The sequence below is a fragment of the Microcoleus sp. T2B6 genome (assembly GCF_036700475.1).
Lineage (GTDB): Bacteria > Cyanobacteriota > Cyanobacteriia > Cyanobacteriales > Microcoleaceae > Microcoleus.
Genome location: NZ_JAUBOZ010000002.1, coordinates 132,089 through 144,552, shown reverse-complemented (window position 1 = coordinate 144,552; position 12,464 = coordinate 132,089). Strand labels below are relative to the sequence as shown.

The window sequence follows — 12,464 nt, the reverse complement described above, 5'->3', positions numbered from 1 at the left end:
TCTAAAATCTAAAATCGATTGACGGCGGCCCCCATCTGCGGCTACGCTTGGAAGTGAGAGGTTGCTTGCTTGTAGAGGAGGCAGCCCGCGTCGCCCAAAAATCTAGTTGCACTGCCCAAAGCTGTTGGTAGCAGCAATGGACAGCTAACCGCCAAACTGATACCAGCAGTCTGGAGGCTAACGGAGTATCTTAACATCCTCTGTAGCCGCCCTGCTATGTGTTGAACTGCGGGGCGGCTGGGTTTTTGGGTTTTCCTAGAAAACCCAAAACCAGGAGAACATATTATGTCACAGGAATTCGTGCCTGACGACAACAAATCCGTTAGCGAAGCCCTCGAAGAGGATCGCCCAAATGACGACTCAGCAGCAGTATGCGAACAGGAAGTTGTGCTGTTAACCGTTGTCGGTTCGCCCAAGGGTGTCAGGGAAACCATACTCACTTTGTACCGACTAGGATTTGCCCAAGTCGGCGATTGGAGCCCCGTACAACGTGCAGCTAATCCGAAGCAGGTGATGAGCGTGCTGATCCGTCGTTCGCGGGCTAACGGTACACCGCCGAGAAAATCTGGACGGTAAGCTGCGCTGTCATTCTGAGTGAGTAGCTTAGGATTTACGCACGGGTGGTCAGAAACCGGGTTTTTACCAAATCTGCGCGCTGTAACGTGTCTTCTCGCAAAAACCCGGTTTCTTTGGTCGCAGTGCGTAAGTCCTGTATTATTTCTTCTTGTCTTTCCCTCGTAAGACTCGAACTAACTCAGTCATTGCACGGGTCAGAGTAGCGCTTGCACCAGTTAGAGTAGCAACAGCCAAAATTAATTCAGGTAGTGTTACCCAATATTGCGAAAATTGCGGTGTTTCAACTCGCCCAGGCGTTGTTGCAGGTTGCTCACTGTGGGTGATAGGTTGTTGATTTTGAGATTCCATCTTTTGACTACTCCGATATGTGTGATTGCTGGAGAAGTTCAATTGGCGCCAATTTGCTCTCACATCTCTAGAATCTCTGATGTACAAAGGTTTGAGCGTTCTAGTTTTGGCTCATATCTGTCGCTGCCGATCGAACTGAGCCAAAAATGAACCGCCCAAAAGCCATGTTTTGAGTAAAGCTGGTAAAAATCCTGAAATTATCAGGTATGAATCGAATATTTGTGCGGAATGCTTCATTTTAGATAGGTAATAATTTAGATTATTCTGTTAAATTAAATTTATTGAAGCATGGCTGTTTCTCTAAAAGCATCGAAAGAAGGACTAGAAATTGTCGATCGCGAAAGAAGAAAGAAAGGCTGGCAAGCAACAGCAGTTGCTTGGTATAGCGCGGCGAAAACTTCAGAAGCAACCTTGAAGCGATTTAGACGTAAAATACCTATTCAGCAAGATGTATTTGTTGCCATTTGTCAAGCAGTTGGCATAGAAAACTGGGAAGAAATTGTTGATAACACCCCAACTATGCAAACTGCATCATATATGGACTTTAGCGTCTATGACGATGCGTGGGTTGGGCGAGAAAGTCTGATTCAACAGTTGAGCGATCGCGTCACTTCTTCCTGTCGTGTCTTGCTATTGGTTGGCATTACAGGTATCGGTAAAACTGCTTTGGCTGAAAAGTTAGTAGAGGAATTGCGAGGAGATGGGACGGAACTCAGGGATAATTTTGAAGATGATAAAAAAGCTTCAGATTTTGCCAGTGTGGCGCTGGAATGGCTGGAAAAGTGGGGAGAAACTGTCCCAAAGGAGGAGCGTAAACCAGAGCAATTGTTACGGCGGTTAGTCAAACGCTTGCGGGAAAATCGGTATTTAATTCTCATAGATTCTCTTGAGTACCTATTGACAGGAAATGAAGAAGAGGGCTGGGGTGATTTTGCCGATGAGTGGTGGGGTAAGTTTTTTGTGAGTTTGTTGGCAGAATCATCTTGTCAAAGTCGGTTCATTCTTACATCTCAGGATTTGCCAACTAAGTTTGAAGCAGAGTGCGAACGCTACAGAAATCTCTGGTCTTGCCAACTTTTGAAAGGATTAGAAATCCCCGAACAGGTAGCGTTATTTCAAAAAGCTGAACTAGATGGCGATTTGGAATTACCGCATAGTCCCCTGCGAGTAATTGGGGAAGTTTATGATGGACATCCTTTAGCCTTGCGGACAATTGCTGGAGAAATTAAGGGTTCTTATGGAGGGAAAGTCAGGGCTTATTGGAAAGATAACAGTCGTTATATTGAAGAGGTAAAAGAGGCTATTGATGAAGCGCGTAACGAAGGAATAGTTCAAGGAGATGAGGATAGGTGGCAGTTAGCCTCATACACGAAGGTCTTGCGAAGGAAGATCAAAGAACGGATTGAGAAGACATTTGAAAGGCTCAAAAATGACGTTTATGATGCTTATGTTTTGTTTTGTATGGCTTCAATTTATCGATGCGAAGTCAAAGAAAAGTGGTGGGTGATTAATTTAGAAGACGAGGGTTACAGTGAGGAGCGGCAAAAAGCTGCAATGCAAACTTTGCGCGAGCGGTATTTAGTTGAATATGGCGGAATTGACGATGAGGATAATCGGCTGGTGGGACAACATAATTTAATTCGCAGTGTGGCGATAGACCATCGATTAATACTACCATAAGTTAAAAATATAAATTCACAATGACAAATAATGTAACACCATCTGGTGAGTTGGTTTTGAAAAAGTTAGGAATCAATCCTCATAATCTCCGTGCCGATTTTCTTACTCGGGAGCAGAGGCTTCAGTACAGAGCAGTTGTAAACTGGATCACGGATTACAAACCGAAGTCAGATGCTACTAATTTGGAGAAGGTGCGGGGGTATTTGGAAGCCTTTCATCATCTGGGTAAGGTAGAAGATTGGATGCGAAATAGCAAAATTATATCAATTCGACTAGATACACCTACCAAAGAGGAATTGCACCATCAATTATCACTGTGGGGCTACTACAAGGAATTGATTGAGCTTTATAAGCAAATTGTGGGCAAATTAAGCTCTAATCTGGATGCTGTTTTTCTCGCAAATCTGGGCAATGCTTACGATGCGCTAGGAAATTATACCCAAGCTATTGACTATTACCAACATGGTTTAACCATTTTTCGGAAAATTGCAGATCGTAAAGGTGAGGGCCGCGCACTGGGCAATCTGGGAGGCTCTTACCGTTCGCTAGGAAAGTATCTCGCAGCAATTGACTATCATCAACAGAGTTTAACCATTGCACGGGAGATTGGAAATCGCGAAGGGGAGGGAAACGCGCTAGTAAATCTAGGCAATGCTTATAATTCGCTAGGAAATTATCTCCAAGCTATCGACTATTACCAACAGGGTTTAACTATTTTCCAGGAAATTGCAGATCGCAAAGGTGAGGGAAACGCACTGGGCAATTTGGGTAATGCTTGCGATGGGCTAGGAAAATATCTCGCAGCAATTGACTATCATCAACAGAGTTTAACCATTGCACGGGAGATGGGAAATCGCGAAGGGGAGGAAATCGCACTGGGAAATCTGGGTAATGCTTACAATTCGCTAGGAAATTATCTGCAAGCAATTGACTATCACCAACAGAGTTTAACTATTGCACGGGAAATCGGCGATCGCAACGGTGAGGGACGCGCATTGGGAAATCTGGGAGTTGCTTACGATTCGCTAGGAAATTATCCTCAAGCCATCGACTTTCACCAGCAGCATTTAACCATAGCACGGGAGCTCGGAAATCGCAGCGGTGAGGGAAACGCACTGGGAAATTTGGGCAATGCTCACCGTTCGCTAGGAGATTATCCCCAAGCCATCGACTATCTCCAGCAGAGTTTAACCATTATCCAGGAAATTTGCGATCGCAACGGTGAGGGAATTATCCTGGGAAATCTAGGAATTGCTTACGGTCTGTTAGGAGATTATTCCCAAGCCATCCACTATCTCCAACAAAGTTTAACCATTGCAAGAGAAATCGGCGATCGTAACTGTGAGGGGAAGGCACTGACAAATCTGGGAAATACTTACCTTTCGTTAGGAGATTATTCCCCAGCCATCCACTACCTCCAACAAAGTTTAACCATTGCAAGAGAAATCGGCGATCGCAACGGTGAGGGAACCGCACTGTTAAATCTGGGAGTTGCTTACTATTCGCTAGGAAAATATCCTCAATCCATCAACTATTACCAACACAGTTTAACTATTGTACGGGAAATCGGACAACGCTCGGCTCAAGAGCGAACGTTACTTAATTTATGTAAAGCTTTCTCTGCTTTAGGAGACTATAACAAAGCAATAGAGTACAATAAGCAGCACTTAGCTCTCGTACAATCAACATAATAGTAACTGAAACTATTGATTTCTGATGAGAAAGCAAAACGCGATCGCCCCTTATATTCTCTGTTAGCCGATCGCACTTATAGCATCAACCAACAGCAAACTCCGTAAATTTCCGTCTATATGGGGCTTTAAAAGCCAAAACTATATCTTGCTTTGGAATTCCAGCTTCAACCAATTCATTAGCAACTCCGATTTCCGTGCCATCCCGTTCGATCCAAATTTTACCATCTTTAATTTCCACGTAGATGATACAACCGAATACTCGGCTCAAATCTTCCCAACCGATATGCAATAATTGATAGCGAGATCGTTCCGTATCAAATATCAAATGCACTTCTGTCTTACTATTTAAGCGATTTTCTACGTGGTGTTTAAGAATCCTTTGTACCACTTCACTGTAATTCAATCCCTCCATTGCACAATCTCCTCTTGAGTTGGGTTGAAAATTAATAATTTTAGTTGATGTTCTACTATCACTCTTTGAATAAACCTACGACTAAAAAATTCATTGTAAACATCTTCAGGAACAGCCAAATACAAAGTCCGCTCTGGTTCGGTCAATCTCAATGCTGAACGGTAGTTGAGACATTGACCGAGTGCACTGTGAAACTCAGTCACGTCGGAGGCTCCTAGAAAAGATTTTACCTCTACTGCAATCTTTTTACCAGTTTTTTCAGCTACGAGGATTTTTTCTGCCGTTAAGTCTATGTAAAAATCAACATCCTCAACTTCAATGAATAGATTTTCGTCAGTGATGATCCACCCATCTTTTTCGAGAGATGTTTTAACAGTATTGTGAAAAAAATCTTTAGCTGGCATAAATTAACTTGAGTTTTCAGCTACTTAAATTATAGTCAGGCTGACAAGCATATTCCCAAACTTGGCGATCGAGTACAGTAGGTAATCCCATCCTATAATATCCTAATTCACTTTAATTCAATCCCCCCACAGCCAGCACTCGCCTCAAGTCCCATCAGGGGCGTACCCGGAGTCATTTTGGGTATCTTTTCGCCGATCGCACCTCATCGTGCAATAATGATATGACTTGCACAAAAACTCTATTAGTAGGTAAATCTTGCCTACCTTACCGCTACATATAGCGTCTCAACTGTCAACCCGTGCAAGTTACCAATTAAACCGGCTGTTGCACTACACAAATTTTTCCTAATGGCTGAAGTCCCCCTAAATCCCGCAGAACTTGCAGAAGCCCTCAACGGCTTTACCGATATCAATTTCCAATTGCCAGACCCCGAAGACGAACAAATACCCGACTTTGATTTTGAAAATCAGGTTGACAATGCCTGGAAAGTGTGCGATCGCTTCGACTTGCAAACCGACATTTGGCGGGGACGCATTCTCCGAACAGTCCGAGACAGAGAAAAAAAAGGCGGCGAAGGACGCGGCACAGGGTTTTTGAACTGGCTCAAAGAAAGAGAAATTGGCAAAAGTCAAGCCTATTCTTTGATAGAATTAGCTAATAGTGCTGATACTCTGATCCAGCAAGGAGATTTAGACCCAAATTCCATTAGAAACTTCAGCAAAAGAGCCTTTGTAGAAACCGCCAAAGCATCTCCCGAAGTCCAGCAAATGGTAACAGATGCAGCAGCAAATGGCGATCGCATCACCCGCCGCGAAGTCAAACAACTATCCGACGAATGGATGGCAATGAACTCAGAATTATTGCCCGAAGAAGTCAAAGAAAAAGCATCTACCGGTTCTCTACCTTCCCGCTACCTCGCTCCTTTAGTCAAAGAAATGGAGAAACTGTCCCCATCTCACCAAAGCGAAATTCAAAAAGAAGTAGCAGAAAATCCCGACGTAGATACTGTCAAACAGCTAACATCCGACGCCAAGAACTTATCAAAATATCTCGACGCCGCTGCCCAAGTGCAAGCTCTCAATCAGTCTCACTTAGACATGGAAATGGCCTTAGAAGAATCTTTGCGAGTAGGCTGTTTGGGAACCACCGCCGACGTTGTAAAACAAGCCGCACAGCTAGAACAAACAGTAGTCAAACTCTACACAATTTGGAAGCGTTTAGGCAGTTTGGCAGATAGATTATACGTGGATACAGGAGCAAGCACACCGAATTTGCGGTTGCTTTTGGGATGCTTGGACAGTCTTTCGGGAGAAAAGATTGAAGTGGATTTCGGAGACGGAGAACGCTCTATTCGCTTGCAAATTTTCAGCGAATAGCTCAACCTTGACCGCAGATAAAAGCCAACATCCAGGCTCATTATCTGCGTCGAACCCTGTTCATCTGCGGTTAAAATTTCTAAGTTTTTTCCAAAGATATCAGGGATGCAAATAACGCCGATATTTGGTAACTATTTCTTTCCCCAACAGCACTACGCTAATCCAAAAACAAACTTCCGCCCCAACAGCCAGAACGAAAGATAAAGTAGTTTTTTGGGTAATGTCCAGCGGCAGGAATGGCACAACAAAAAAGACTGCCAACCACGGTAGAAAAGATACGATAAATAAAAACAAACCGAGCTTTTGCATAGATTCACATAATACAGCTTTGATATCCCCTTTATCTGTTAGTCCGCTTGGAGTTGACTTCACACCAATGTCAGCAACAGGCAAGATGCCTGTTCCACAAGAACATTTAGTATTTGTGGAACAGGCATCTTGCCTGTTCTGGAGAATGGTTCAACAAATGACTACAAACTTAATTGCCAAGCATCTCAAACTCAATTCTTAATCCCCGTCGCCGCAATCCCCCGAATAAACTGCCGCTGACCGGCCAAAAACAGCAACACCACCGGTACAGTTCCAATTACCACCGCCGCCATCAACAACTGCCAACTGCTAGTAAACTGTTCCTGAAACTCAGCCAGAACCAACTGCACAGTCCGCAACTCCGGCCGCGTCGTAAACACCAGCGGCTTAAACAAATCGTTCCACTCCCCGATAAAGGTAAACAAAAACAGCGTCACCAAAGCAGGGCGGGCCAAAGGTAGCATCACCTGCCACAAAACCTGCCAGCGGTTAGCCCCATCCAGCATTGCCGCCTCCTCCAACTCCACGGGAACAGTCATAAAATACTGCCGCAGCAGAAAAATCCCAAAACCGTTAGCAGCCGTCGGCAAAATCAGCGCCCCGTAAGTATTCAGCAGATGGCCCCACTTCAAAACCAAGAAAATCGGAATCACCAAAAGCTGAAACGGAATTACCAGCGTCGCCAAAACCCCCAAAACTACGGCCTGTCGCCCCCGAAACTTCAGTCTGGCCAAAGCATAACCGGCCAAAGCAGAAGTCACAACCTGAAAACCCGTCACTGCGATCGCCACTAGAGTAGAATTAAGGAATGCCAACAAAAAATTGCCCCGTCGCCAAGCCTCCTGATAGTTCGCAAAAGTCAAGCCTGTGGCCTTGACACCAACACCAGATGGTGATAAAGAAACCAAAAATACAGCAGCCAGTGGCAGCAGCACCAGCGCAGCCCCCGCCAGCAACAAAATAAAACTCAGCAGTTCCAGCGCTTGAGACCTGTCAAAGGATTTACCCATAAATTTGTGAATTAACCTAAAATAATAAGCCTGTGAGGTTCTCCAACCCGATCGCCTCCCAGAGGATTCCCATACAACATAATATGTGGTAGAGGGAAAGAAGGAGTACCCAGCGAGGAAGTTGTGGTTAGGATATAATGTTAGAGATAGATTTGGTACTGTAAAACCTTTAAAGGTGGAGACATAGACCGTATTTCTATCATCTATTTCCGGGCAAAAGATCGACTAACGACTAATTCCAGTAATTAGTAAATAGATAGCATTCTAGCGATAGTCTTTCTGGAGTGTTCGAGGGCAAAAGTCCGGCCAACACGCTGAGGACGCCAGTTTTTCCCGGATAGTCAAAGAAAAGTTCTTTGTCGAAAGAATCCTCAGCTATAATCTGTGATTTAGATGGGGTGCGTTCAAAATAGGTAAAGTGTACTGTCACTGACCCCCCATTTTAAAGGGGTTTCCAAACATCCCACAAGCTTATATAAGGAGACTAGATATCTATGCCCCAGCTTGAGGCCAGCCCAACAATTGACTTTCAAACCGAAACTTACAAAGATGCTTACAGCCGCATCAACGCCATTGTGATTGAAGGCGAACAAGAAGCTCACGACAATTACCTGACACTGGCCGAACTGTTGGCTGACAAAAAAGCAGAGTTAATTGGCTTGTCCAAGATGGAGAACCGCCACATGAAAGGCTTCCAAGCTTGTGGCCGGAATCTTAAAGTCACGCCCGACATGGCATTTGCGAAGCAGTTCTTTTCGGAATTGCACAAAAACTTCCAGACGGCAGCGGCCCAAGGTCAGATTGTAACTTGCTTGTTGATTCAATCGCTAATTATCGAGTGTTTTGCGATCGCAGCTTACAACATCTACATCCCCGTCGCCGATGACTTTGCTCGCAAAATCACCGAAGGCGTCGTCAAAGAAGAATACAGCCACCTCAACTTTGGGGAAGTCTGGCTGCAAGCTCACTTTGAGGAATCCAAAGCGGAACTAGAAGCCGCCAACCGCCAAAACCTCCCCATCATCTGGAAGCTGCTAAACGCTGTCGCAGACGATGCCCGCGTCTTGGGAATGGAAAAAGACGCTTTAATCGAAGACTTTATGATTGCCTACGGCGAAGCTCTAGGCAACATAGGCTTTAACAACCGCGATATCATGCGGATGTCAGCACAAGGCCTCGCAGCCTAGTTAATTGGGAAATAAGGAATGGGAAAAAAATTAAAAATTAAAAATTAAAAATGGGATAACTCATTTTAAAATATAAATTTTTAATCTTCCCATCTTCCATCTTCCATCTTCCATCTTCCACCTTCCATCTTCCTTCATTTGACAACTTAATGTTTGGTCTAATCGGTCACTTAACCAGCTTAGAACACGCCCAATCAGTAGCTAACGAGCTGGGCTATCCAGAATATGCCGATCAAGGTCTCGATTTTTGGTGCAGCGCACCGCCTCAAATAGTTGATCAGATCACGGTAACAAGCATCACTGGACAAAAAATAGAAGGGCGCTATGTCGAGTCCTGTTTTCTGCCAGAAATGCTAGCCACTCGCCGGATTAAAGCAGCCACTCGCAAAATCCTTAATGCGATGGCACACGCTCAAAAAAACGGGATTAACATCACTGCTTTAGGCGGCTTTTCTTCGATCATTTTTGAGACTTTCAACTTGCAGCAAATTAAGCAAATTCGCAATCTCAAGTTGGAGTTTGAACGCTTCACCACTGGTAACACTCACACGGCTTACATCCTGTGTCGCCAAGTAGAAGAAGCAGCCCCTAAATTGGGGATTGAACTTTCAAAAGCCACGGTAGCCGTTTGTGGTGCTACTGGCGATATTGGCAGTGCTGTGTGTCGCTGGCTCAATGTTAAAACAAATGTAGCAGAATTGTTGCTCATTGCCCGCGACAAAGAACGATTACAAGATTTGCAATCGGAATTGGGCCGAGGCAAAATTATGGACTTGGAAGAAGCCCTCCCCCAAGCCGATATTGTAGTCTGGGTAGCCAGTATGCCCAAGGGAGTAGAAATTGACCCTAAGACATTGAAGCAACCATGTTTATTGATTGACGGTGGCTATCCGAAAAATCTGGCAACTCAGGTTCAGCATCCCGAAATTTACGTACTCAATGGCGGGATTGTGGAGCATTCCCTCGATATTGAGTGGAAAATTATGAAGATTGTCAATATGGATGTACCGGGCCGACAGTTGTTTGCCTGTTTTGCCGAATCAATGCTGCTGGAATTTGAAAAATTGTATACCAATTTTTCTTGGGGACGGAACCAAATTACTGTGGAGAAGATGGAGCAAATTGGTCTGATTTCTGTCAAACACGGTTTCCGACCTTTATTAATGTCAGTTTGATGTTGACAGTTGACAGTTGACAGTTGACAGTTGACAGTTGACAGTTGACAGTTGACAGTTGACAGTTGACAGTTGACAGTTGATTGTTGGCTGTTGACAGTTGACTGTTGACTGTTGGGGGAATTCAGACGGAAGGGATGCGGATTAACCTATTATATTTAAAATTGAAAGGAAGCTCCAGCTCCTGGTTTTCCAGCGCGGTATGAAGCCAAGCAAAATTCATAATTCAAAACTTCCAAATTTCCCCTATTTTACAGCATACCCTGACACGGTAGGATCTCGAAAGAGTCGATCGACAAAACCTGACAAAACCTTATAGAAATTATCCGCGTGCCAAACCCAGACCGTAAACCCTTACTCTTAGATTTTGAAAAGCCCCTGGCCGAACTCGAAACCCGAATTCACCAGATTCGCGAACTCGCCGCAGAAAACAGCGTCGATGTCACCGACGAAATTCGCAAACTAGAAGCTCGCTCAGCCCAACTGCGACAAGAAATTTTCAGCAGCTTGTCCCCCATGCAGCGGCTGCAACTCGCCCGTCACCCGCGCCGCCCCAGCACCCTCGATTACATTCAGGCAATTAGCGACGAGTGGATCGAGCTTCACGGCGATCGGCGCGGCGGAGACGACCCGGCCCTCGTCGGCGGAATTGCCCGCATAGACGGGCGTCCCACAGTCATCATCGGCCATCAAAAAGGGCGCGACACAAAAGACAATATCGCCCGCAACTTCGGCATGGCTGCTCCCGGCGGCTACCGCAAAGCCCTGCGGTTGATGGAACACGCCGATCGCTTCGGAATGCCAATTTTCACATTTATCGACACTCCGGGGGCTTGGGCGGGCTTAGAAGCAGAACAGCTCGGACAGGGAGAGGCGATCGCCTGTAACCTCCGAGAAATGTTTCGCCTCGACGTTCCCATTATTTGCACCGTCATTGGCGAAGGTGGTTCCGGCGGCGCATTGGGTATCGGTGTCGGCGAGCGACTGTTGATGCTGGAACATTCCGTCTACACCGTCGCCACCCCCGAAGCTTGCGCGGCCATTCTCTGGAAAGACTCTGGTAAAGCTAACTTGGCCGCAGAAGCTCTCAAAATCACTTCCTGGGATTTGAAAAACCTCGGCATTCTCGATCAAATAGTACCAGAGCCGATCGGCGGCGCTCACTCGAATCCCCTCAAAGCTGCGTCCATACTCAAACAAGCTTTGTTAGAAAACTTAGCAGAACTAACCCAGCTTACGAGTCAGCAGCGACGCGAGCTCCGGTATCAAAAGTTTCGCCACATCGGTGTATTCACTGAAATTTCTGCTTGAGCCGATCGATTCAGAGCTGTGAGTTATGAGTTAAAAATCTCTTACTTTAAACTCATAACTCACAGCTCATTATTCTGTGGCTCTGTCAGCAGTGTTATAATTTCTCAGGTGACACGGCTTAACAGTTCTTAATGTTCATCTCATAATTAACTGTTATCACCCGCAGCAGACAGTTGTCTAATTTGCCTCAGAAGGCTGCAACGCTGTAGGGAGTTGCCGAGCGAAAGTATTAGGACACTGAATGAACCATCCCACAACAAAGCAGGCTCTGATTACCGGAGCCAGCAGCGGTATTGGCAAAGCGACGGCTCTAGCGTTCGCCGCCGAGGGCATAAATCTGGCCTTAGTTAGCCGAGAGTCAGAAAACTTAGAAGCCGTTGCCGCAGCAGCCCGAGAAGTCGGAGTGAAAGCAGAAGCTTATCCCTTAGACTTGGCAAAAATTGAGCAAGTGCAAAGCAGCATCAGCGCGATCGCAGCTCAATTGGGTTCCGTAGATATCCTGGTCAACAGCGCTGGGATGGGCTACACCGGCTCCTTGACGGAAACGTCCCTAGCCGACTGGCAGAACGTTCTAGACCTCAATCTGACTAGCGTTTGGCAGTGCATTCTAGGAGTTTTGCCCTCCATGCGCGATCGCCGATCGGGAATCATCATCAACGTTTCCTCGATCGCAGGCAGCCAAACCTTCCCCAACTGGGGAGCCTACTGCGTCAGCAAATTCGGTCTCATGGCTTTGTCTAAAACCTTAGCCGCCGAAGAACGGGCTCACGGAATTCGCGTAACAGCAATCTGTCCGGGTTCTGTCAACACTCCCATGTGGGACACAGACACCGTGGACGCCGACTTCGATCGCACCGCCATGTTAACCCCAGAAATCGTCGCCCAATCAATTCTGCACGCAGTTCAGTTGCCAGCAAGTGCAGTAATTGAAGAAATCACGCTCATGTCCAACGCAGGAGTTTTGTGAACTTGAGATTTTAG

At 45.7% G+C, this 12,464-nt stretch carries 16 protein-coding genes; 8 read left to right on the top strand and 8 right to left on the bottom strand.

Annotation, left to right across the window (positions count from 1 at the left end; translation table 11 throughout):
• Window positions 1–41: 41 nt before the first annotated feature.
• The gene (locus tag QUA00_RS01710; protein WP_333109569.1) at window positions 42–197 is read right to left on the bottom strand and encodes a hypothetical protein; all 156 of its coding nucleotides are present in this window, start codon (window positions 195–197) and stop codon (window positions 42–44) included.
• An 88-nt stretch (window positions 198–285) separates the two neighbouring features.
• Between QUA00_RS01710 and QUA00_RS01705 the strand changes: the two genes are divergently transcribed.
• Entirely contained in the window at window positions 286–576 is a 291-nt protein-coding gene (locus tag QUA00_RS01705) for a hypothetical protein (RefSeq protein WP_333138746.1), read from the top strand.
• Between the two features lie 138 nt (window positions 577–714).
• Here QUA00_RS01705 and QUA00_RS01700 read toward each other — a convergent pair whose 3' ends face one another.
• Both QUA00_RS01700 and QUA00_RS01695 read right to left on the bottom strand, forming a co-directional pair.
• On the bottom strand, window positions 715–924 hold the full coding sequence (locus QUA00_RS01700; RefSeq protein ID WP_333138743.1) for a hypothetical protein: 210 nt from the start codon (window positions 922–924) through the stop codon (window positions 715–717).
• A 111-nt stretch (window positions 925–1,035) separates the two neighbouring features.
• The gene (locus QUA00_RS01695; RefSeq protein ID WP_333138741.1) at window positions 1,036–1,161 is read right to left on the bottom strand and encodes a hypothetical protein; all 126 of its coding nucleotides are present in this window, start codon (window positions 1,159–1,161) and stop codon (window positions 1,036–1,038) included.
• Between the two features lie 51 nt (window positions 1,162–1,212).
• Here QUA00_RS01695 and QUA00_RS01690 point away from each other — a divergent pair, with 51 nt between their 5' ends.
• Together QUA00_RS01690 and QUA00_RS01685 are read left to right on the top strand one after the other, a co-directional pair.
• Window positions 1,213–2,604, top strand: a complete 1,392-nt coding sequence (locus tag QUA00_RS01690; protein WP_333408489.1) for an ATP-binding protein — start codon at window positions 1,213–1,215, stop codon at window positions 2,602–2,604.
• A gap of 20 nt (window positions 2,605–2,624) precedes the next feature.
• Window positions 2,625–4,295, top strand: a complete 1,671-nt coding sequence (locus tag QUA00_RS01685; RefSeq protein WP_333138737.1) for a tetratricopeptide repeat protein — start codon at window positions 2,625–2,627, stop codon at window positions 4,293–4,295.
• A gap of 85 nt (window positions 4,296–4,380) precedes the next feature.
• Here QUA00_RS01685 and QUA00_RS01680 read toward each other — a convergent pair whose 3' ends face one another.
• Complete coding sequence (locus tag QUA00_RS01680) at window positions 4,381–4,710, bottom strand: XisI protein (RefSeq protein ID WP_333138735.1); 330 nt, start codon at window positions 4,708–4,710, stop codon at window positions 4,381–4,383.
• Window positions 4,698–5,114: a XisH family protein gene (locus QUA00_RS01675; RefSeq protein ID WP_333408488.1), complete on the bottom strand. Its 417-nt coding sequence runs from the start codon at window positions 5,112–5,114 to the stop codon at window positions 4,698–4,700. The genes QUA00_RS01680 and QUA00_RS01675 overlap by 13 nt, the downstream gene beginning before the upstream one ends.
• Before the next feature lie 348 nt (window positions 5,115–5,462).
• On the opposite strand from QUA00_RS01675, the gene QUA00_RS01670 reads away from it, so the two are divergent.
• Window positions 5,463–6,491: a hypothetical protein gene (locus QUA00_RS01670; protein WP_333308107.1), complete on the top strand. Its 1,029-nt coding sequence runs from the start codon at window positions 5,463–5,465 to the stop codon at window positions 6,489–6,491.
• Window positions 6,492–6,590: 99 nt separating this feature from the next.
• Here QUA00_RS01670 and QUA00_RS01665 read toward each other — a convergent pair whose 3' ends face one another.
• From QUA00_RS01665 to QUA00_RS01655, 3 genes are all read right to left on the bottom strand, one after another.
• Window positions 6,591–6,884, bottom strand: a complete 294-nt coding sequence (locus QUA00_RS01665; RefSeq protein WP_333408487.1) for a transporter suffix domain-containing protein — start codon at window positions 6,882–6,884, stop codon at window positions 6,591–6,593.
• A 107-nt stretch (window positions 6,885–6,991) separates the two neighbouring features.
• The gene (locus QUA00_RS01660) at window positions 6,992–7,810 is read right to left on the bottom strand and encodes a carbohydrate ABC transporter permease (RefSeq protein WP_333408486.1); all 819 of its coding nucleotides are present in this window, start codon (window positions 7,808–7,810) and stop codon (window positions 6,992–6,994) included.
• A 232-nt stretch (window positions 7,811–8,042) separates the two neighbouring features.
• Window positions 8,043–8,240, bottom strand: coding sequence for a hypothetical protein (locus QUA00_RS01655; protein WP_333308105.1), 198 nt, complete (start codon window positions 8,238–8,240; stop codon window positions 8,043–8,045).
• Between the two features lie 64 nt (window positions 8,241–8,304).
• On the opposite strand from QUA00_RS01655, the gene QUA00_RS01650 reads away from it, so the two are divergent.
• The 4 genes from QUA00_RS01650 to QUA00_RS01635 all read left to right on the top strand — a co-directional run bounded on the left by QUA00_RS01650 (window position 8,305) and on the right by QUA00_RS01635 (window position 12,450).
• Window positions 8,305–8,997, top strand: coding sequence for an aldehyde oxygenase (deformylating) (locus tag QUA00_RS01650; RefSeq protein WP_333045307.1), 693 nt, complete (start codon window positions 8,305–8,307; stop codon window positions 8,995–8,997).
• Between the two features lie 149 nt (window positions 8,998–9,146).
• Window positions 9,147–10,172, top strand: coding sequence for a long-chain acyl-[acyl-carrier-protein] reductase (locus tag QUA00_RS01645; protein WP_333138722.1), 1,026 nt, complete (start codon window positions 9,147–9,149; stop codon window positions 10,170–10,172).
• Window positions 10,173–10,502: 330 nt separating this feature from the next.
• The gene (accA, locus tag QUA00_RS01640) at window positions 10,503–11,483 is read left to right on the top strand and encodes an acetyl-CoA carboxylase carboxyl transferase subunit alpha (RefSeq protein WP_333408485.1); all 981 of its coding nucleotides are present in this window, start codon (window positions 10,503–10,505) and stop codon (window positions 11,481–11,483) included.
• 241 nt (window positions 11,484–11,724) lie between these two features.
• Window positions 11,725–12,450, top strand: a complete 726-nt coding sequence (locus tag QUA00_RS01635) for an SDR family oxidoreductase (RefSeq protein WP_333408484.1) — start codon at window positions 11,725–11,727, stop codon at window positions 12,448–12,450.
• The last annotated feature ends 14 nt before the right edge of the window (window positions 12,451–12,464 follow it).

Coding starts and splice junctions, on each gene's coding strand:
- QUA00_RS01680 (WP_333138735.1), bottom strand. CDS start 4,710: ATGGAGGGATTGAATTACAGTGAAGTGGTACAAAGGATTCTTAAACAC.
- QUA00_RS01645 (WP_333138722.1), top strand. CDS start 9,147: ATGTTTGGTCTAATCGGTCACTTAACCAGCTTAGAACACGCCCAATCA.
- QUA00_RS01705 (WP_333138746.1), top strand. CDS start 286: ATGTCACAGGAATTCGTGCCTGACGACAACAAATCCGTTAGCGAAGCC.
- QUA00_RS01700 (WP_333138743.1), bottom strand. CDS start 924: ATGGAATCTCAAAATCAACAACCTATCACCCACAGTGAGCAACCTGCA.
- QUA00_RS01690 (WP_333408489.1), top strand. CDS start 1,213: ATGGCTGTTTCTCTAAAAGCATCGAAAGAAGGACTAGAAATTGTCGAT.
- QUA00_RS01670 (WP_333308107.1), top strand. CDS start 5,463: ATGGCTGAAGTCCCCCTAAATCCCGCAGAACTTGCAGAAGCCCTCAAC.
- QUA00_RS01710 (WP_333109569.1), bottom strand. CDS start 197: ATGTTAAGATACTCCGTTAGCCTCCAGACTGCTGGTATCAGTTTGGCG.
- QUA00_RS01675 (WP_333408488.1), bottom strand. CDS start 5,114: ATGCCAGCTAAAGATTTTTTTCACAATACTGTTAAAACATCTCTCGAA.
- QUA00_RS01650 (WP_333045307.1), top strand. CDS start 8,305: ATGCCCCAGCTTGAGGCCAGCCCAACAATTGACTTTCAAACCGAAACT.
- QUA00_RS01685 (WP_333138737.1), top strand. CDS start 2,625: ATGACAAATAATGTAACACCATCTGGTGAGTTGGTTTTGAAAAAGTTA.
- QUA00_RS01660 (WP_333408486.1), bottom strand. CDS start 7,810: ATGGGTAAATCCTTTGACAGGTCTCAAGCGCTGGAACTGCTGAGTTTT.
- QUA00_RS01635 (WP_333408484.1), top strand. CDS start 11,725: ATGAACCATCCCACAACAAAGCAGGCTCTGATTACCGGAGCCAGCAGC.
- QUA00_RS01695 (WP_333138741.1), bottom strand. CDS start 1,161: ATGAAGCATTCCGCACAAATATTCGATTCATACCTGATAATTTCAGGA.